Genomic DNA, 17,759 nt, shown 5'->3' with positions numbered 1-17,759 from the left:
TTCACCAGACACGCCCTAATAATTACCCTTTCAAGGAGGCGATGGGTATGGATCAGAACGTTGTCTCCATGTTGGAACAGTTAATAAAGACCCAGCAGAAGACCCTTGCTGTTTTGGAACAGCTAGTGGAGACCCAACACCAATTGACCCACTTGCTTAAAGAATTAACGAAAACCCCATCAACTACTGATTCAGTAGCGGCTACCCCTTCTACTGAACAATTAAACCCTCCTGATGATAATCTGTGGCAAAACCTTCAAAAACGTATCAAAGAACGCATCACAAGCCCCTCCTATGAGGCATGGTTTAAACCGACTCAATTTGCTGGAATCAAAGGCAATACCCTGATAATTCGGGTTCCAAACGCTTTGACTGCCGATTGGTTGACTTCCCGCTATAAGAACATGGTAGAAGAACTTTTAATGGAAGTATCCTCAAATATTACTGAGGTGAAATTCTTTCCAAAAAGTTATGAGGGAAGATTCCAAATCATCCGATGATATGGTATAATTATATGGCCCGATGACGCCGCCGGGTGTGCGGTGAGCCTCCAAGCAAGGAGGTGATCCGCTTGGAGAAACTGATGCACGATGCCGTGATCGCGGCAATATCCAGTACCATCACCGTGGCATTGCCATGGATACTTAGTCGGTTGTTCAAAGACAACGACAAAAATAAAAACTCCACACCCGGCCGGTAAGTGGAGTTTGCACTAACTGCGATCCACTGCCACCGCACATCCGGTGGTCAGGGCAGGTCGGTAGTTGCCGCTACCGACCTTTCACTATTAGTATATACAAACGCCTTCGCCATTACAACCAATAAAGCGCACAATTTTGACGGGAAAGTCAAGATCGTTTTGTTTATCACAAAAGCGGGCAGAAAGTAAGCCCACCCGCCCGATCAGTCAAACTGCATACTTCCGTACCATTTCTTCAATGGCTTCTCGGTCTTGTGGAATCCCGCAAAGAACGATCTACAACCCTTTGATTGCCCATTTTTCTTGTGTTTTTCCAAAGTGCAAAATCCGACTTATCCAGTAAAGTGCTTCTTCACGAGAGAATCGGTTGATACGTAAGGCTAACAACTCAGCACGTTCTGCTTCTTTTATCCCTTTTTGTAGCAAAAACAGTAGATGGAGCTTATAGAATGCTTTGTCATCTAACACTAACTCTCTAGCTGTCTCCAGTTTAGTATGTGCTTCTGTTGGTATCCCCTTTTCATCCACTACTTCGCTCAAGATATTTTTGATGATTTGCTGACAATGACGGAGGTTTTTTGTTATTGAAGCAACCCTTTTTCCGTTTTCATACAGAGTTAGTGTTTTTCCGTATCTGTTTCTTCCTATTTACATATTGTCCCATGACCATACCTCCATTAGTTTTTTCCAGATGGGATACCGTCTTGGTGGTATCCCGTCATCTTCTACATATAATTATATATATTAATATATATAGTCAATCTTTTTTGAGTAAAAATGAAGTCCGTCATGGAGAAGGATGAAAAATCATGATGAAAAATCATTATGTTTATCCTGTTGTGTTCGAGCAAGCGAAAAACAACGTCTCTTTTTACTTCCCTGACTTCCCCGGTTTTGTTGGCACGCATGAAACTGTTGCGAAAGGTATATCAGCAGCCCGTGACTTGTTGGAGGAAGCAATTTTACAATACGAAGCAGCCAGTAAGCCTCTCCCTTCCCCCTCTGATCCGAAGAGTATCAAATTGTACGATCCAACGGATCGAATCGTTTTTATTGATGTCTGGATGCCACCGGACGAAAAAAACAATAATGAATGAAGTTTAGCATCCAATACGATATAATAAAGCTGGAAAAAAGCCCTAACTACCCAAGGTAGGTGTCAATCCTAGGCTAATGGCTCCAGATGCGGGCACATCTGGAGTCCAGGCACGCATCATTGATGGGAGCCGTCGTCCTAAGCAGCTTGGAGAACCCCAAACTACCTAGCGGGAGCATCAAAGTCCAAAACCCGGTTCCCATAGGAAACCGGGTTTTTGGCTATATACAAAGGAGGTATTGAAACGTGCACAATATCCACGTTACCCGTAAAGGTGAAAAATTCCTTTGTCCCTTACAGATAAGGAGTTTGCCTTTTATAAAGACTGCATGACGGTCTATAAAAACAACATGCCATACAGTCAATATCTAAAACTGGTTCAAAATCCCGCGAATCCGGTTATGAAGGGTAACCATACAATCACCAAAGAAATCTACAATTCTCCGCTTTTTCGCGCAGTCTGGGATTTAGGTCGGCGTTTGGCCATCCGTCAAGGTATCATAACCCCTGATCCAAACAGTAATGTTGAAATTGAACCGGTACAGTAACAGGCGTTTTTCCTTTTTCCCATCCCCATACTTCTGGGCCTACACCTTCATCCCTTCGTTAGAGTACCACCGGTGATCTGCCGGGAGTGAAAGGATTGTGACCTGTTGTCCTGGACACAAGTCCTCAGAGGTAATCGGTTTACCCGTTTCGTCGTTTAATGCCACGATGATATCCGGTGTTGCCGCAACCAATGTTCCTTCCCTTACAACAGCCAGAAACTCATTTACAAAAACTAGATCCACCTCACCTGAGTGCCCTACAACTCGACAACGTCCCTGGTAGAAGGCAGTGTTATCCTGTTTGACCTCCGGTTGATAAACGATTCCCCGAAAGATGATGTGTGCTTTTTCTTCTTTTGCCCACTCCTGCCATGGCATCTTGCCCGGCCGCATACAACGAGATATGGAACCCCACACACTCCATTTACGGAGTTGATAACATGTCTTTTTCCCCATTCACTTCGCCAACTCGTAAATCGCCTGCGCGTAAATAGCCGTCGCTTTCAGCAAATCGTCCACGACGATGTGCTCATCCTTCTGGTGTGCCGTCTCTTCACGCCCCGGGAACAGCGGACCGAACGCCACGCCGACCTCCAATGCCCGGGCATAGGTGCCGCCGCCGATGGCGAGCAATTCGGCTTTTTGCCCGGTTTGCTCCTCATACACCCGGGAAAGCGTGCGTACCAGCTCGTGCTTTTTGTCCACGGCATGGGCCGCTTTGTGATCCACCTCTTTCACCTGCAGCCCGTACGGACCGACCAATTCGTCGATCTGCCGCAAAATCGCTTCATGATCCCCGGAAATGGGGTATCGCACGTTGATCCGTACCAAAGGGGATTCATCCCGTTCATAGTGGAACACACCGGCATTGACCGTCAATTTGCCCACGATGTCATCCGACTGCGCCAGTCCCATCTTTTCACCGAAGAAGCTGTCCACCAGATAACGATGGGCGAAATCCACATAACGCTGACCGTCTTGATCCAACCGCACCTGTTCCTTCAGGAACCGGATCAGCTCCAGCGCGGCGTTCAACCCCTTGTCCGGCTCGGAACCGTGATGCGATACCCCCTCCAACACCAGCATCAGGTGGTCATCCGCTTCCTCGGCATACCCCCGGATACGGCGGCTGAGCAGAAATTCCTGATACTTTTCCTTCAGGCCAAACACATCGCCTTCGCCCACCAATTTGGCCTTGGCCAAATCGGGCACCATGTTCACCCGTTGTCCGGCGGTAAAGGAAGCGAGCGTCCAGGTATCTTCCCCGTCCGCGACCGGTTCGCCGGACGGCACTTCTCCGCGCAAGGAGATGTCGAGGAAGCCTTTTTCCGCCACGATCAACGGGAAATCGGCATCGGGCGTAAAGCCCATCACCGGCATCGGCTCATGTTTGAAATAGTGATCCATGCAGCGCCAGTAGGTTTCCTCGTCGGTACCCAGGATCAGGCGCACCTTTTTGGACAGCGGGAGGCCCAGTTCCTTCACGATCTTCAGGGCGAAAAACGCGGCCATCGTCGGTCCTTTGTCATCGATCGCACCGCGGGCGTACAATTTGCCGTCGCGAATGTCGGGCGAAAACGGCGGCGTGGTCCAGCCGTCCCCCGCCGGCACCACATCGATATGGGACAAAACGCCGATCGTCTCTTCTCCCTCACCATACTCGATATGTCCGGCGTATCCGTCCAGGTTTTTGACGGTAAATCCGTTTTCTTCCCCCAGTTTCAGCATGTAGGTCAACGCCTCATCGATCCCTTTGCCGAACGGGGCGCCTTCTCCGGCAGTATCCGGGTCCAACACACTTTCGATGGACAAAAACGCCTTCAGTTTCTCCAGCAGCTCGTCTTTCCGGGACTCCACTTCTTTCTGCCAATCGATCGTCATTGTATCCGCCTCCCTGTTATCGGCATTTCGCGTATGTAACCGTCACAGACTGCTGACAAAGTGGATCAAACCATTCACGATTTCGGGTGCGCCGTTTTCCCTCTCTCCTCTTTCGCGCACTCAACGGTTGCCCGTGGGGAAACCACCCTCTTTCAGGCGGCGCCGAATTTCCCGGCGAGCGCGGAAAACGAAGGCGGAAAATCTGCGCCCGACTTTGTCAACCAACTGCCGTCACGTTACATATCAGCCTGCGCTTCCCGCAACAGCTCCACCATTTCCCGGTGCACCTTTCCGTTGGTGGCCAACATGTTTCGCACCGTGAGATCAAACGGCCCTCCCCAGGTGTCGGTCACTTCGCCTCCCGCTTCTTTCACCAGCAAGACACCTGCCGCCAGATCCCACGGATTGAGCCCCAACTCCCAATATCCCGTCAGTCTCCCCGCGGCGATATACGCCAGATGCAAAGCGGCGGCACCCCCGTTTCTAAGACTCCGGAAACGCGGAGCCGTCCGCATCAATGTGCGCAATTGCTGCTCGACTCTTCTCTGCCCATACGAAAAGCCTGTCGCCATCAAGCTTTCAGCCAGTGTCTCCTCGCTCGAGACACGGATCGGCTGTCCGTTCAGATACGCTCCCTTCCCTTTTTCCGCGGTGAACAGCTCATCCCGCATCGGATCGTAGACGACGCCGGTGATCGCTTCTCCATTCTTCGCCAGTGCAATGGACACGCAGAAAAAGGGAAATCCGTGTACGAAATTGCTGGTGCCGTCGATGGGATCGACGATCCAGACATATTCGTGTTGCCGGCTTTCTTCCCATACTTCGTCTACGGTTTTGTCTCCCGCGGCCACACCCTCTTCTCCCAGGATGGCGTGGTCGGGAAAATGCCGCAAAACGATGTCCCGAATGATTTCTTCCGAACGTTGGTCCACTTCGGTTACCAAGTCGGAAGCGGACGTTTTCTGTTTCACTTGTTTCGTTTGGTACGCCTTTTCACGGATCAACGCACCCGCGCGGCGGGCTGCTTCCACAGCGACATCCAAAAAGGTCAATCCCACCCTCTCCTTCCGTAACGGAACACATTTGTTCCCTTTTTAACTATATCACGGGGGATGAAAAACGGCCAAACCGGCTGTGAAACCGGGGAAGGAAAATATTAGTTTTGAAAGCGCTGACATCCTTGACGAGCGGACGCTCGATACAAGACAATAGAAATAATCCGGTAACGGGAGGTCATGAAATGGAATATATCCGACTCGGTACATCCGATTTGAACGTGTCGCGGATCGGCCTGGGAACCTGGGCGATCGGCGGTTGGGGATGGGGAGGCACGGATCGTGCCCAAGCGGTACGAGCGATCCGCCATGCCTTGGATCAAGGGATTAACCTGATCGACACCGCCCCCGTGTACGGTATGGGCCTGTCGGAAGAGATCGTTGGTGAAGCCGTGGCCGAACACGGACGGGATCGGGTGATCATCGCCACCAAAGTCGGTTTGGAGTGGAATGATCAAGGGCGGGTCTGGCGCAATTCATCCCGCGATCGCGTTTTCCGGGAAGCGGAGGACAGCCTGCGCCGGCTCCGCACGGATTATATCGATCTGTATCAAGTGCACTGGCCCGACCCCGACGTTCCGATCGAGGAAACGGCCGAAGCGTTGCACCGATTGTATCAGGACGGCAAAATCCGTGCGATCGGCGTCAGCAACTATTCGCCTGAGCAAATGGATGTTTGGAGGCAAACCGCACCATTACACAGCAACCAGCCGAGATTGAATTTGTTCCAGACGGAGGAGCTTGACACCACCTTCCGTTACTGCGCGGAGCATCAAATCGGCACCCTGACCTGGGGCACGCTGGCACACGGGCTGCTGACCGGAAAATTTACGCCGGACACCACATTCCCGCAAGACGACTTTCGCCATCGCAGCCCCATGTTTCAAGGAGAGCGTTTCCGTCAGTATCTGGCAGCCGTTGACGAGCTGAAAAAACTGGCTGAGGAAAAAGGAAAAACCGTCACGCAGTTGGCCGTACGCTGGGCTTTGCAACAAACGGGCGTCTCGGTCGCGCTGTGGGGAGCCCGTCGTCCGGAACAACTGAAAGAAGCGGACGGCGTGATGGGATGGGAGCTGACCGCGGAAGATCTGACGCGCATTGACCGCATGCTTCGGGAAAAGGTAACCGATCCCGTACCGTCGGGGGAAAGTTTCGGCCCACCGTCGCGTTCGCAATTACAGAATCAATCACAAAACAAGCCGACCACGAGAGTGTGACCGATCAGGGTGACCATTTTCCGTCAGTGACCCTTTGAAGACGTGAGACAAAAGCCAAGGGGAGAAAATGGTCACCCGGCCAATTGACTGACCGGTGAATACGTCCAAATGCTTTTCCGGCTCGCTTCACCTGCACCCTGCAAGGAAGCAGGTGATGGCCGCTTCGACCCGGAGTGCGGGACGCGGGCAATGTACGCTTCACCGGAGGAAGTTGCCCGCGATTCCATCCTGCGCGTTCCGCTTCTTCGCTCGGCCGGACTCAAGTCTTCGCTCACCCGGGAAAGCATTGGCTCGTACACGGATTTACCGGACATGCCCTGATATGAACGCGACCTTCAGCGTTTTGAAAGGGATCGAAAGGAAAGGCAGCCTTTTCCCACACAGAGATTCTCTCTATACGGCAAGCATGCGGACCGGGAGGGAATCAGACACGCACTCAAGCGTATCCGGTGATGTCATCAGGAGTGGAGACCATGTATCAACAGATTCACAAGAAAAAGATCTACGAACAAGTGGCGGATCAGTTGATCCAACAAATCAAGAATGGATCGCTCAAACCCGGAGACAAACTGTCTTCGGTGGAACAACTGGCAGAATCCTTTCGAGTCAGCCGTTCGGCGATCCGGGAAGCACTGAGCGCCCTCAAGGCCATGGGGCTGATCGAAATGAGGCAGGGAGAAGGAACCTATGTGCGGCAGTACGATCCGCGCGCTTTATCCTCCACGTTGTCGCATGCCCTGCTGATGAACCGCGAAGACGTGCGTCAACTTTTTGAAATCCGTCGGTTGCTGGAGACCGGTTCTGCCGTTTTTGCCGCCCGTCGCCGGACGGAGGAAGATCTCGAGCGATTCCGGTACATTCTGGACCAGATGGAATTGTATGTACATGATCATACCCGCGGGGAACAACTGGACTGGACTTTTCATCTGGCCATCGCCCAAGCGGCACGAAACCACATGCTGGTCAACCTGTTGAACAGCGTCTCGGAAATCATCATCACTGCCATGCAGGAAGCACGTCAACAAGGCCTCTTTGCCGAACGGTCCATCGCCGAACGATTGAACCGTGAACATCGCGCCATTTACGATGCGATTGCAGCCCAAGATGCCGAGCAAGCGCGCTTGCGGATGCTGGATCATCTCAACGGGGTGGAACAACTGTTGTCAGGACGAATGGGGGAACAGGAGTGACACAAGGTTCCTTTGCGTCGCGTTTTTACACAATCATCTGATGACCTGATGAACAGGGAGAGGAGTGGGGATTTCCGTGAAAGTGTCGTTGTTCATCACGTGTTTGGCCGATCTGTTTTATCCGGAAGTCGGACAAGCCACGGTGGAACTGTTGGAACGGCTCGGCTGTGAGGTGGATTTCCCCGTCGCACAAACTTGTTGCGGCCAACCCGCGTTCAACAGCGGGTATCATCGTGAAGCGAAAAAAGCCGCCCGCCACATGATCGAGACATTTGCCCACGCCGATTATGTGGTGGCCCCTTCGGGTTCCTGCACAGCCATGTTGAAGGAATATGTTCATCTCTTTTCAGGAGAGGACGAATGGGAGTGGCAGGAAAAAGCACGCGCATTGGCGGAAAAATGTTATGAATTAACACAATTTTTGACAGAAATCCTGGGAGTGGAAGATGTCAATGCAACACTTCCCGCCAAAGCCACCTACCATCGTTCCTGTCACATGACCCGCCTGCTCGGGGTGAAAGATGCACCGATGAAGCTGTTGGCCAACGTCAAGGGACTGTCGCTGGCCGAACTGCCCTGCGCGCACGACTGCTGCGGATTCGGCGGCACCTTTTCCGTAAAAATGGCACCCATCTCCCAACAGATGGTCGACGAAAAAGTAGTGCACATCGAAGAAACGGACGCCGAGGTCCTGATCGGAGCTGATTGCGGATGCCTGATGCACATGGGTGGTCGGATTCGCCGGCAGGGAAAACCGATTCGGGTCATGCACATTGCGCAGGTGTTGCAGTCCGGCCTGGAGAAGGAGGGGAGCTAAATGGGAATTCAATTTGGGGATGTCGTTTTCTACCGGCGAGTGGACAAAGGCATTCGGGACCAATTCATGCGGAGCGCGGTCCGTGCCGCACAGGAACGCATGCGGACAAGCCGCCTGCGTGCCGCCGAGGAATTGGGTGATTGGGAAGAATGGCGGCGGCTGGGTGAAGAGATTCGTCGTCACACCCTGGAACACTTGGATTATTACCTTGAGCAATTGAGCGACCGGGTACATGCGCTCGGGGGACATGTCTTTTTCGCACAAACGGCGGAGGAAGCAACCTCCTACATCCGGGATGTCGTGCAAAAAAGAGATGCCCGCCGCATCGTCAAATCGAAGTCGATGGTGACGGAAGAGATCAGCCTGAACGATGTCCTTGAAGCGATCGGCTGCCGGGTGGTGGAAACGGATCTGGGGGAATACATCCTGCAAGTGGATGACCATGATCCCCCCTCCCACATCGTGGGACCCTCCGTTCACAAGGACCGTGAGCGGATTCGCCGGGTGTTTGCGGAGAAACTGGGATATACCGGTTCCGCTGAGCCGGAAGAAATGACCGCGTTCGTCCGTCAGCAACTTCGTCCCGATTTTTTGACCGCGGAAGTGGGGATCACCGGGTGCAACTTCGCCGTTGCCGAATCGGGGACCGTCTGTTTGGTCACCAATGAAGGAAACGGCCGGCTCGTCACCTCCCTGCCGCCCGTCCACATCGCAGTGATGGGGATGGAGCGGATCGTACCCACTTGGGAGGAGCTGGAGGTGATGGTGGGATTGCTGTGCCGCAGCGCCGTCGGCCAGAAGCTGACCAGCTACATCAACTGTCTGACCGGACCCAAAGCGGCTGGTGACGTAGACGGTCCGGAAGAGTTTCATTTGGTGATCATCGACAACGGGCGATCCGACATCCTGGGCACCGAATTCCAAAGTGTGCTCCAATGTATCCGATGCGGTGCCTGCCTCAACGTATGTCCCGTCTACCGCCACATCGGCGGGCAAGCCTACGGGTCCATCTACTCCGGTCCGATCGGTGCCGTGCTTTCACCATTGTTGGGCGGCGAGGATCTATACCGGGAACTGCCCTACGCGTCCAGTTTGTGTGCCGCATGTACGGAAGCATGCCCGGTGAACATTCCGTTGCACGATCTGTTGATCCGACACCGGCAAAAAACGGCCGAAGAGAAAAGGCAATCGCCGCTCGGCGAGCGTTTGGCGATGAAGGCGTTCGGCATGGTGGCCGAATCACCCCGCCTGTACCGGTGGGGAACCAAACTGGCACGGACCGCTCTTCTCCCCTGGGAGGAGGATGGCGTCATCCGTCAAGGTCCCGGACCGCTCCAACCGTGGACATCGATTCGTGACCTTCCCTCCCCCGAACGGGAAACCTTTCGCGAGTGGTTTGAAAATCGGCGTAAACGAGGTGAGCGGCCATGATTTACAACCGTGAAGCGTTTCTGGAGCGAATCGCCCGGAAACTGGGGCGTCCCCGTATCTCAGAACCGGTGAAGCGGCCCTCTCATTGGAAACACGGACCACAATGGCGCACCCTCGCCGGTGCGACACCGGAAGAGCTGTTGTCAGTGTTTGAACGTCAATGTCGAATGATCCATACGGATGTTCGGCGAACGGAATCATCATCCCTGCCTGACGTATTGTTGGAAACGATCCGCTCGTACGACGGAAAATCAGTGATCTGTTCGGATGACCCGCGTTTTGCCGAGTTCGGGTTGTCCTCCCTGTTCGCCACTCAAGACAATCCGTACGGGTTGGATGTCCATATATGGAATCCCGAAAAAGGAAAAATCAATATCGAACGCGCGGAACAGGCCGATGTGGGCATCGCGATCAGCGACATCACACTGGCCGAGTCGGGAACCGTCGTCTTGATGAGCGGCGGAGGAAAAGGCCGCTCCGTCAGCCTTCTCCCCCGTTACTTCATCGCCATCGTTCCCCTGAGTACGCTGGTACCCCGCATGACGCAAGCCGCTCGCATGATCCGCGAGCGGATCGAACGAGGGGAAGCGATTCCGTCCAGTGTCAACTTCATCTCCGGCCCCAGCAACAGCGCCGACATTGAGATGAACCTGGTCGTGGGCGTACACGGACCCGTCAAAGCCACCTGCATCGTTGTGACGGACCGCTGACGAAACCCATTGAACAGCACGTATCCTTTGCCTATACTTTTCACATGGGAGCCGGCTACTGAAATTGGTCCACCGGCTCTTGCCTTTTAGCGAGTGTCTGGTAAATCCTGTCCAAATTGCTTTCCCGTCTCGCTCCACCTGTGCCCTGCACGGGAGCAGGTGATGACCGCTCCGACCCGGAGCGCAGGACGCGGGCAATGTATGTCGCCGAGAGGAATTTGCCCGCGATTTCAACCTGCGCTTTCCTTGTTTTCGCACGTTTTCGCCCGTCCGGGAATCTTTCCCCCACGGATTTGCCAGACACGCACCAGTCACTTCAGAAAAAGGATGAGCCAGCCATGAGAATCGGATTCCGAACAGCCAAAACCGTTGTTGCCGTGGTGCTCGCCATTTACATCGCCAATGCCCTGCATTTGAAATTAGCGGAATTCACCGGGATCGTCGCGGCTCTTCTATTGAAGAACACGCGAAAAGAAACGGTGGTCACAGCCGGAAAAACGGTGATTGCCCTGTTTTTCACACTGGCAGTGGATACGCTGCTGTTCAGTTTGCTGGGGTTTCATGTTTACGTCATCGGCTTGATCCTGCTTCTTCTGATTCCGATATTGGTACGAACCAAGACTGAGCGCAGCGTGGTACTCGGTACCGTCATCACCATTCACGTGTATACCGCCGGCCATCTGGATATGGACATTTTATTGAATGAGATTTGGTTGATCCTCACCGGCATGACCGTTTCACTCACCATCAACTGGCTCTACATGCCGAGCCGCAAAGAACAACTCCTCAATATTCACCGCCGATTGGAACTGGCGGTCGCCGACGTGTTCGATCATTTCGCCCGTGCATTGGAGGAGAAGAACTATCTGTGGGACGGCGCGGAAATCCTCACCATCCACAATCTGATTCAACAAGGAAAAAAAGAAGCGCTACTGCATGAAGACAACTATATCACTTCGGATGACGTCCTCCGGTTTCATCACTTCGAAAAGAAAGAAAAGCAGTATGAACGTATCAAACATATGCTCGCGCTTGTCTCCCGTGTGGATCAGGTGATCGTTCAGGGGAAGATGCTGGCCTCCATTCTCAGGAAAATGTCTGAGACATTGCGTTCCGGTGCGGATGATTTCCACCAAATCCAGGAGGAGATCCGCGCCTTGCGTGAAACCTGTGAAGACATGCCGCTCCCCAAAACCCGCAAGGAATTTGAAATCCGTGCCGCTTTATTGCAAATGCTGAACGAATTGGAAGGATACATTCTCGATGCCGTCTAGAGGGTGTTTGATACATCCGTCTACAGTGGTTGAAGCGAATTGACGGATGGATATACGATTTGCGGGATGACTCGGGTTATACACGATAAAATCGAGAGTTCAACCTCCCCATCAGAGGTTGAACTCTTTCCGGTTCCCAATATCAGAAAACGATCACCCGAAAAATATAATGTGCATGACTTTGAAGAAAATTGTCGGTAGCGTTTTTGCCGAGGTCCCGTTTTTCATCTGAATTCTGTACCAGGAAAATGGCCAATACGACTAAGGTGACCGTCCCCTGAAGGGGTGAAAGCTATTTACAGAAAACGCCTAAAAGCCCACAGCGACCGAAGGGGGTGCCTCTGGTACTTTAGCCGTGCGGAGCCAGTCACCATGGACAACATACGGACTTTTGGATCAATGATTGATTCATCGGACACGCCCCGAGACGGTTACCATCCCCCGTTTCCAACTCTTCGTTTTTCCATTAAAATGGAGAGAAACAGTTTTCGGGAAAGGATGAATCCAATGCGGTCCGTAACAATGGCGGTTCCCCCCTCCTTTCACCGCCTCAAAGGATTCGCCATGGTGTTGGCCGGAGCCACTTGCTGGGGATTGTCGGGGACGGCGGCACAATGGCTGTTTCAACATCAAGGATTCCAACCCGGTTGGCTCGTTTCCCTCCGACTCTCCCTTTCCGGGATTTTGCTACTCTTTTATTTCGCTTTCGTTCAAAAACAAACGGTTTGGCAGATTTGGAAACAAAAATCGGATCGCCGCCAACTGCTCATCTTTTCCATTTTGGGGATGGCAGGCGTGCAATATACCTATTTTGAAGCGATCCAAGCGGGCAACGCTGCCACCGCCACTCTGTTACAGTATTTGGGTCCCATTTTCGTCACCATCTATGTGGCGCTCCGCAACCGGCAACTTCCCGGACGCAAGGATATCGTCGCCGTGGTGCTCGCACTGATGGGAACCGGGTTGCTGGTGACCAACGGCCGGCTGGACAGGTTGACCATCTCCCTTTCCGCCGTCTTCTGGGGGTTGGGCTCTGCCGTCACCGCCGCTTTTTACACATTGTATCCTGCTCGATTGTTGAGCAGATGGAGCTCCGGTGTCATCGTGGGGTGGGCCATGCTGATCGGCGGTGTGGGGATGAACATCATTCACCCGCTTTGGCGGACATCGGGGCAGGTATGGACGGGTTCCGCCTGGTTGCTCGTTGGATTTGTGGTCATCTTCGGCACGTTGCTCGCATTTTATTGGTATTTGGACAGTCTGCGTTATCTCACGCCGACGGAAACCTCCCTCCTGGCCTGTGCCGAACCGCTGGCCGCCGCCATCGTTACGGTGGTGTGGCTGCATGTGCCGATGGGTGCGTGGCAAACCGTTGGCGGTATCTGCATCGTCGCCACCGTTGTCGCGCTGTCCAAAGAAAATAAAAAACCGGTTGATTGAAGTCCCCCCTCAAGGTAGACTTACGCACACTATTCTGCTTTCGGGTCAACGATTGAGTTGACAAAGGCAAGAACCGTTAAATCAACGGCAATAGATATTTTGCGGTATACTCCCGGTTGGACTGAATCCGTATATGCGTCATTGAAGATGAGAAGGAAGAACAGACAAAGCCGGAAACATGAAGTGCCCCCCTTAAAGAAGACACGCTATAAAAAGTGGGCGTAAATCTTCTTAAAGGGGGGCTTTTCCATGGCAAAAAAGCGCAAACGTTCCGTTCGTTCGGTCAGGCGTTTCAGTTGAAAACAGTCAAAAAGTATCAAGAAGAACACAAGGGCGTGGACACCATCGCTAAGGAACGGGAATTGCCATCCCATTCGTACATGAGAAGATGACTGAAGCCTATGCCGAGAAAAGATCGAAAGGTTCTATCGATACTGATTTTTGGGTCATTCACCAAAGAAATGGAAAATCAGTTGACAAAAAAACCGTCCAGACGGTACACTAAATTTGAGGTGAACAAATGTGAATAGTAATTCTAAACGTAAACATATCTTATCTGTTGCTTCATCTATCGTAAAAACTCATGGTGCTGAAAAACTTACGCTTGAGGCAGTTGCTAAAGAAGCTGGAATCAGTAAGGGCGGGTTGCTCTACCACTTCCCGAATAAGCAAGCGTTAATAAACGCGATGGTGGAAGAAGCGACAAACAATTTTTTTGCAGATATTCATGACAGAGCGACAAATGCAGCTAATGAAGCTGGCAAGTGGAGTCGTGCATATCTCGAGACAACTTTGGCCGATATTAAGGAAGCAAATGGAATCAGTACAGCACTCATCGCTTCACTATTTACAAACCCAGATTTACTCGCAAAACTACAAAGCGAGTATTCAACATGGCAAAAACAGATAGAAAACGACGGGATTGACCCAGTACGGTCAACCATAGTTCGATTAGCCGTTGATGGTTTGTGGTTCTCTGAAATATTTGGAGTAGGAAATCTAAACAAAGAATTACGGGAAAAAGTAATCCGATATTTGATCAATATGACTGAGTAAGGAGATGGTATCTTGAATTCATATGTCTTATTAGCCGCTGCCATCCTGGCTGAGGTGTTTGGTAGTTCAATGCTTAAAGTATCAAATGGTTTTAAGAAATTATTCCCTTCCGTAGGGGTAATAATTGGAATGGGATTATCATTCTATTACCTGTCGTTAGCTTTGAAGGCTATTCCATTAGGCACGGCTTATGCTATATGGGCTGGAGCAGGCACCGCTTTAACTGCATTAGTAGGTGTCTTGCTATTTAAAGAAAAGTTTGATTCAAAAAAATTATTAGGTATAATCCTGATTATTTGCGGGATTGTAATTATGAAACTTTCCGGGGGAAATCATTAACATAGGAAGAGGTGATATTGTGAAAGATATTATGAAAGGATACATAGCACTTGGCATAGCCATTGCCGGAGAGATAACAGGCACTTCAATGCTTAAATTATCAGCGGGTTTTTCAAATTTTCTTCCTTCTATTGGTTTCATTTTGGGATTCGGAGTCGCATTTTACTTTGTTTCCATTAGTCTTAGATATATTCCATTGGGGACAGCTTACGCCATATGGTCGGGAGCAGGGACGGTTTTAACCGCATTAATTGATATATTGATATGGAAAGAACCTTTTAATATAGTGACAGTTTTGGGAATCGTATTGATAGTCGGGGGAGTAGTCATATTAAATGCCACCAAAAGTCCAGATAATGCAGTGGTCAAAGATAAAACGACTTAGCACTTTACTCAAGAAGTATTCTGATCAGGCCAGCATGGTCAAATCCATTTGCCGCATAAGTTGGTTGCGTCACTTCCTGTTAACATGGCTCAAGACTTATTCTGGACATGCATGCCGTAAATCTTGAAGTGTATTCTAAGTTGGCCATTACCAATGCTCAGGATGAATATGAACGTGTGATCCCTGAGTTTCCTGTATAAACGCAATGACTTGAGTTGCTATAGATGCAACCTCAACCGCACAATCAGCATTCGCTACCTCTACCCCTAAATCGTGGTTCATCCCGATGTTTGCTTTGTGAGATATACCGCATAGGTTGTGGAAGATAAGTTCTGAATAACGGCGCTATATAAGAAAATCACTGCCACAATATTGTCACTTATTTTTGTGCAATTTATCACAAACTCTTTTGCAATCCTTTTATATATTGAAAATGTCCAGAATCCACTCCAGGGGTGTTGGGAAGAGATGAAACCCTCCTCTCTTTGTGGTTCACCCTCTGTGATTTCCACCATCACCGTCTCCTAATCAATAGCGCGGACACCGCGCTATTTTTTTTTAATTTCCTCCGTTTCCCATCTCTGCGGTAAAAACGAAATAATAAACGATCATCAGAATCCCCCGTACATACAAAAGGCAGGGGGATTTTTGTGTTTATCGCACCGATGTTTGCACATCCATCCGATCAATCTTTTGACACTGACGAATACATTGCTGAATCGAAAGCAGATGATTACCTCTTGCCACTGCGAAGATGGCACGCACTTCGCACTGCATGGATAAGGGCGCTTGCCATAGTAACGGAGCCATGCCTCTTACTGCCGTGTGCCGCAACATCAAGCAAAATGCCTTTTCTAGGAAGGAAAAAACGAGGCCGAAGGAGGGATTTTTCTCCGTGATTGTTGATACAAAACCCAGCGGAAAAACCGCTGGGTTTGTCGATAAAAACAACCAACCGGTCGATTGACCGGTTTTTTGTATGGTTGATTACGGTTCCAGCACCCGCAGAATTTCATACAGGATAAAGCCCATCACGGCCGTGCCAGGCAGGGTCAGCACCCAAGCGTAGATGATCTTGCCGGCGATGCCCCAACGCACACTGCGGATCCGTTCGGCCGCACCGACACCGATGATGGAACCGGTGATCGTATGCGTGGAACTGACCGGAACGCCGATTTTGGCCACCGTCGTCAAAATCAGTGCGGCGGCGGTTTCTGCAGAAAAGCCGTGAGGAGTTTCCAACCGACTCAGGCGAGCGCCCATCGTCTGGATCACACGCCATCCACCTGCCGCCGTACCGATGGCCATCGCCAAACCGGCGGCGACCATCACCCAGGTCGGCACCTCCAAACTGGAGAGATGGCCACTGGTGAACAAGGCGAGTGTGATGATGCCCATTGCCTTTTGCGCATCCGACGTACCGTGACTGAACGACATGAACGACGCCGATACAATTTGCAGCGGTCGGAACCACTTTTTCACTTTGGAAGGCGACGTTTCCGCAAACACCCGGCGGATCAGCTTCATGATGGCATATCCCAGCACGCCACCCAACAACGGTGAAACCAGAAGGGCGATCAAGATGGTGACGATCCCTTTCAACCGCAGCACGTCCCACCCGTTGTATGCGATGGCCGCTCCGACCAATGACCCGATCAAGGCGTGGGATGCGCTGATCGGCAACCCCATCAGTGTCATGGCCGTATTCCACAAAATGGCCGCCAGCAGCGTGGCGACGATTACCAGCAATGTAATGCCTTTGGGATCAACGATGTCATTTCCGATCGCTTTGGCCACGGCAGTGGAGAAAAACGCCCCGGCCAGGTTCAACACGGCGGACAACATCAGGGCTTGGAAGGGCGAAAGCGTCCGCGTGCCGACAACGGTTGCGATCGCATTCGCCGAATCATTCCACCCGTTGGTAAAATCAAAGATGAGTGCGAGAATGACGACGAGTACGACTAACCACATCGGATCAGGCATACTTCATAACCACACTTTCCATCACATCCGCCAAGTCTTCCGTCGTATCCGTCACGCCTTCCAGCTTCTCGTAGATCTCTTTCATCTTGATCAGTTCAATCGGGTCAGTCGGGTTTTCAAACAACGATCCCACACTTTCCCGCATCAGCCGGTCCCCTTCATTTTCCAACAAGTTGATCTCGACGGAGAGTTTACGAATCGTGGCGTAATCCCGTTTTTCCAGTGCGATGAAGGCTTCATGCAAGTACTTGGCGGAACGTTCCAGGATGTCGGCGAACTGTACCAAATACGGCGTGGTTTGATGCACACGGAAATAGACGAAACGAGATGCGCACGCTTCGATGCCGTCCAGCACATCATCCAACTTGACCGCCAACTGCAGGATATCTTCCCGATCCAGCGGTGTCACGAAGGTTTGATTCAATTCCCGAATGATCAGGTGTGTATATTCGTCGCCTTTGTCTTCCAGCTCTTTGAGCCGTTCGGCGAACTGCTCTTTCTCTTCCAGGGTTTCAACATTTTCGCGAAACAGTTGCATCGCTTCGACGAGGTTTGCAGCTGCGTCGATCAATGTTTGGTAGAAGACCCGATCCTTCGCTCGGTTGAACAACAACGCCAATTCCTCCTGTCCATGATT

The 17,759-nt window shown here is 51.4% G+C and carries 19 protein-coding genes; 13 read left to right on the top strand and 6 right to left on the bottom strand.

Translation table 11 applies throughout. The features are described 5' to 3' along the window. Together JQC72_RS15720 and JQC72_RS16675 are read left to right on the top strand one after the other, a co-directional pair. Window positions 1-500: DnaA N-terminal domain-containing protein (locus JQC72_RS15720; protein ID WP_302104954.1), on the top strand; the 500-nt coding region annotated here is incomplete at its 5' end. Between the two features lie 71 nt (window positions 501-571). Next, window positions 572-700 (top strand): hypothetical protein, encoded by a 129-nt coding sequence (locus JQC72_RS16675; RefSeq protein WP_302104953.1) that lies wholly within the window; start codon window positions 572-574, stop codon window positions 698-700. A gap of 276 nt (window positions 701-976) precedes the next feature. On the opposite strand, the gene JQC72_RS15715 is transcribed toward JQC72_RS16675, so the two are convergent. Next, window positions 977-1,255 (bottom strand): DUF7680 family protein, encoded by a 279-nt coding sequence (locus JQC72_RS15715; RefSeq protein WP_419179881.1) that lies wholly within the window; start codon window positions 1,253-1,255, stop codon window positions 977-979. 254 nt (window positions 1,256-1,509) lie between these two features. Here JQC72_RS15715 and JQC72_RS15710 point away from each other — a divergent pair, with 254 nt between their 5' ends. Further along, window positions 1,510-1,797 carry a type II toxin-antitoxin system HicB family antitoxin gene (locus tag JQC72_RS15710; RefSeq protein WP_205497316.1) on the top strand — a complete coding sequence of 96 codons (288 nt, stop codon included), beginning with the start codon at window positions 1,510-1,512 and terminating at the stop codon, window positions 1,795-1,797. A gap of 586 nt (window positions 1,798-2,383) precedes the next feature. Here the strand turns inward: JQC72_RS15710 and JQC72_RS15705 are convergent. The 3 genes from JQC72_RS15705 to JQC72_RS15695 form a co-directional block, all read right to left on the bottom strand. Beyond that, window positions 2,384-2,800, bottom strand: a complete 417-nt coding sequence (locus JQC72_RS15705; protein ID WP_205497313.1) for an S-methyl thiohydantoin desulfurase domain-containing protein — start codon at window positions 2,798-2,800, stop codon at window positions 2,384-2,386. Beyond that, the gene (gene pepV, locus JQC72_RS15700) at window positions 2,801-4,225 is read right to left on the bottom strand and encodes a dipeptidase PepV (protein ID WP_205497311.1); all 1,425 of its coding nucleotides are present in this window, start codon (window positions 4,223-4,225) and stop codon (window positions 2,801-2,803) included. Between the two features lie 236 nt (window positions 4,226-4,461). Next, a complete protein-coding gene (locus JQC72_RS15695) occupies window positions 4,462-5,283 on the bottom strand; it encodes an inositol monophosphatase family protein (protein ID WP_205497309.1) in 822 nt (273 codons plus the stop codon). A 182-nt stretch (window positions 5,284-5,465) separates the two neighbouring features. Here JQC72_RS15695 and JQC72_RS15690 point away from each other — a divergent pair, with 182 nt between their 5' ends. From JQC72_RS15690 to JQC72_RS15645, 10 genes are all read left to right on the top strand, one after another. Then, complete coding sequence (locus JQC72_RS15690; RefSeq protein ID WP_205497306.1) at window positions 5,466-6,497, top strand: aldo/keto reductase; 1,032 nt, start codon at window positions 5,466-5,468, stop codon at window positions 6,495-6,497. Between the two features lie 473 nt (window positions 6,498-6,970). Then, the gene (locus tag JQC72_RS15685; RefSeq protein ID WP_205497305.1) at window positions 6,971-7,687 is read left to right on the top strand and encodes a FadR/GntR family transcriptional regulator; all 717 of its coding nucleotides are present in this window, start codon (window positions 6,971-6,973) and stop codon (window positions 7,685-7,687) included. A gap of 76 nt (window positions 7,688-7,763) precedes the next feature. Then, the gene (locus JQC72_RS15680; protein ID WP_205497303.1) at window positions 7,764-8,504 is read left to right on the top strand and encodes a (Fe-S)-binding protein; all 741 of its coding nucleotides are present in this window, start codon (window positions 7,764-7,766) and stop codon (window positions 8,502-8,504) included. Beyond that, window positions 8,505-9,935, top strand: coding sequence for a LutB/LldF family L-lactate oxidation iron-sulfur protein (locus JQC72_RS15675; RefSeq protein ID WP_205497301.1), 1,431 nt, complete (start codon window positions 8,505-8,507; stop codon window positions 9,933-9,935). It abuts the gene before it with no gap. After that, window positions 9,932-10,645: a LutC/YkgG family protein gene (locus JQC72_RS15670; protein WP_205497300.1), complete on the top strand. Its 714-nt coding sequence runs from the start codon at window positions 9,932-9,934 to the stop codon at window positions 10,643-10,645. Before JQC72_RS15675 ends, JQC72_RS15670 begins: the two co-directional genes overlap by 4 nt. A gap of 338 nt (window positions 10,646-10,983) precedes the next feature. Continuing rightward, on the top strand, window positions 10,984-11,919 hold the full coding sequence (locus JQC72_RS15665) for an aromatic acid exporter family protein (protein WP_205497298.1): 936 nt from the start codon (window positions 10,984-10,986) through the stop codon (window positions 11,917-11,919). Window positions 11,920-12,426: 507 nt separating this feature from the next. Further along, window positions 12,427-13,359: an EamA family transporter gene (locus JQC72_RS15660; protein WP_205497296.1), complete on the top strand. Its 933-nt coding sequence runs from the start codon at window positions 12,427-12,429 to the stop codon at window positions 13,357-13,359. Between the two features lie 522 nt (window positions 13,360-13,881). Further along, on the top strand, window positions 13,882-14,415 hold the full coding sequence (locus JQC72_RS15655) for a TetR/AcrR family transcriptional regulator (protein WP_205497294.1): 534 nt from the start codon (window positions 13,882-13,884) through the stop codon (window positions 14,413-14,415). Between the two features lie 12 nt (window positions 14,416-14,427). Next, window positions 14,428-14,754, top strand: coding sequence for a DMT family transporter (locus JQC72_RS15650; protein WP_302104951.1), 327 nt, complete (start codon window positions 14,428-14,430; stop codon window positions 14,752-14,754). Window positions 14,755-14,785: 31 nt separating this feature from the next. Then, a complete protein-coding gene (locus JQC72_RS15645) occupies window positions 14,786-15,139 on the top strand; it encodes a DMT family transporter (protein ID WP_205497324.1) in 354 nt (117 codons plus the stop codon). Window positions 15,140-16,126: 987 nt separating this feature from the next. Here the strand turns inward: JQC72_RS15645 and JQC72_RS15640 are convergent. After that, complete coding sequence (locus JQC72_RS15640; RefSeq protein WP_205497292.1) at window positions 16,127-17,122, bottom strand: inorganic phosphate transporter; 996 nt, start codon at window positions 17,120-17,122, stop codon at window positions 16,127-16,129. Continuing rightward, window positions 17,115-17,735 carry a DUF47 domain-containing protein gene (locus JQC72_RS15635; RefSeq protein WP_205497290.1) on the bottom strand — a complete coding sequence of 207 codons (621 nt, stop codon included), beginning with the start codon at window positions 17,733-17,735 and terminating at the stop codon, window positions 17,115-17,117. The genes JQC72_RS15640 and JQC72_RS15635 overlap by 8 nt, the downstream gene beginning before the upstream one ends. Between the last annotated feature and the right edge of the window lie 24 nt (window positions 17,736-17,759).

The organism is Polycladomyces zharkentensis (assembly GCF_016938855.1).
In the GTDB taxonomy this organism is placed as follows: domain Bacteria; phylum Bacillota; class Bacilli; order Thermoactinomycetales; family JIR-001; genus Polycladomyces; species Polycladomyces zharkentensis.
The sequence above is the reverse complement of the archived record's forward strand: the minus strand, read 5'-3'. Positions and strand labels throughout refer to the sequence as shown.

Excerpts from the sequence above, each read along its gene's own strand:
- JQC72_RS15670 (WP_205497300.1), top strand. The coding sequence starts at position 9,932 with ATGATTTACAACCGTGAAGCGTTTCTGGAGCGAATCGCCCGGAAACTG.
- pepV (WP_205497311.1), bottom strand. The coding sequence starts at position 4,225 with ATGACGATCGATTGGCAGAAAGAAGTGGAGTCCCGGAAAGACGAGCTG.
- JQC72_RS15710 (WP_205497316.1), top strand. The coding sequence starts at position 1,510 with ATGATGAAAAATCATTATGTTTATCCTGTTGTGTTCGAGCAAGCGAAA.
- JQC72_RS15690 (WP_205497306.1), top strand. The coding sequence starts at position 5,466 with ATGGAATATATCCGACTCGGTACATCCGATTTGAACGTGTCGCGGATC.
- JQC72_RS15660 (WP_205497296.1), top strand. The coding sequence starts at position 12,427 with ATGCGGTCCGTAACAATGGCGGTTCCCCCCTCCTTTCACCGCCTCAAA.
- JQC72_RS15675 (WP_205497301.1), top strand. The coding sequence starts at position 8,505 with ATGGGAATTCAATTTGGGGATGTCGTTTTCTACCGGCGAGTGGACAAA.
- JQC72_RS15685 (WP_205497305.1), top strand. The coding sequence starts at position 6,971 with ATGTATCAACAGATTCACAAGAAAAAGATCTACGAACAAGTGGCGGAT.
- JQC72_RS15640 (WP_205497292.1), bottom strand. The coding sequence starts at position 17,122 with ATGCCTGATCCGATGTGGTTAGTCGTACTCGTCGTCATTCTCGCACTC.
- JQC72_RS15705 (WP_205497313.1), bottom strand. The coding sequence starts at position 2,800 with ATGGGGAAAAAGACATGTTATCAACTCCGTAAATGGAGTGTGTGGGGT.
- JQC72_RS15665 (WP_205497298.1), top strand. The coding sequence starts at position 10,984 with ATGAGAATCGGATTCCGAACAGCCAAAACCGTTGTTGCCGTGGTGCTC.
- JQC72_RS15645 (WP_205497324.1), top strand. The coding sequence starts at position 14,786 with ATGAAAGGATACATAGCACTTGGCATAGCCATTGCCGGAGAGATAACA.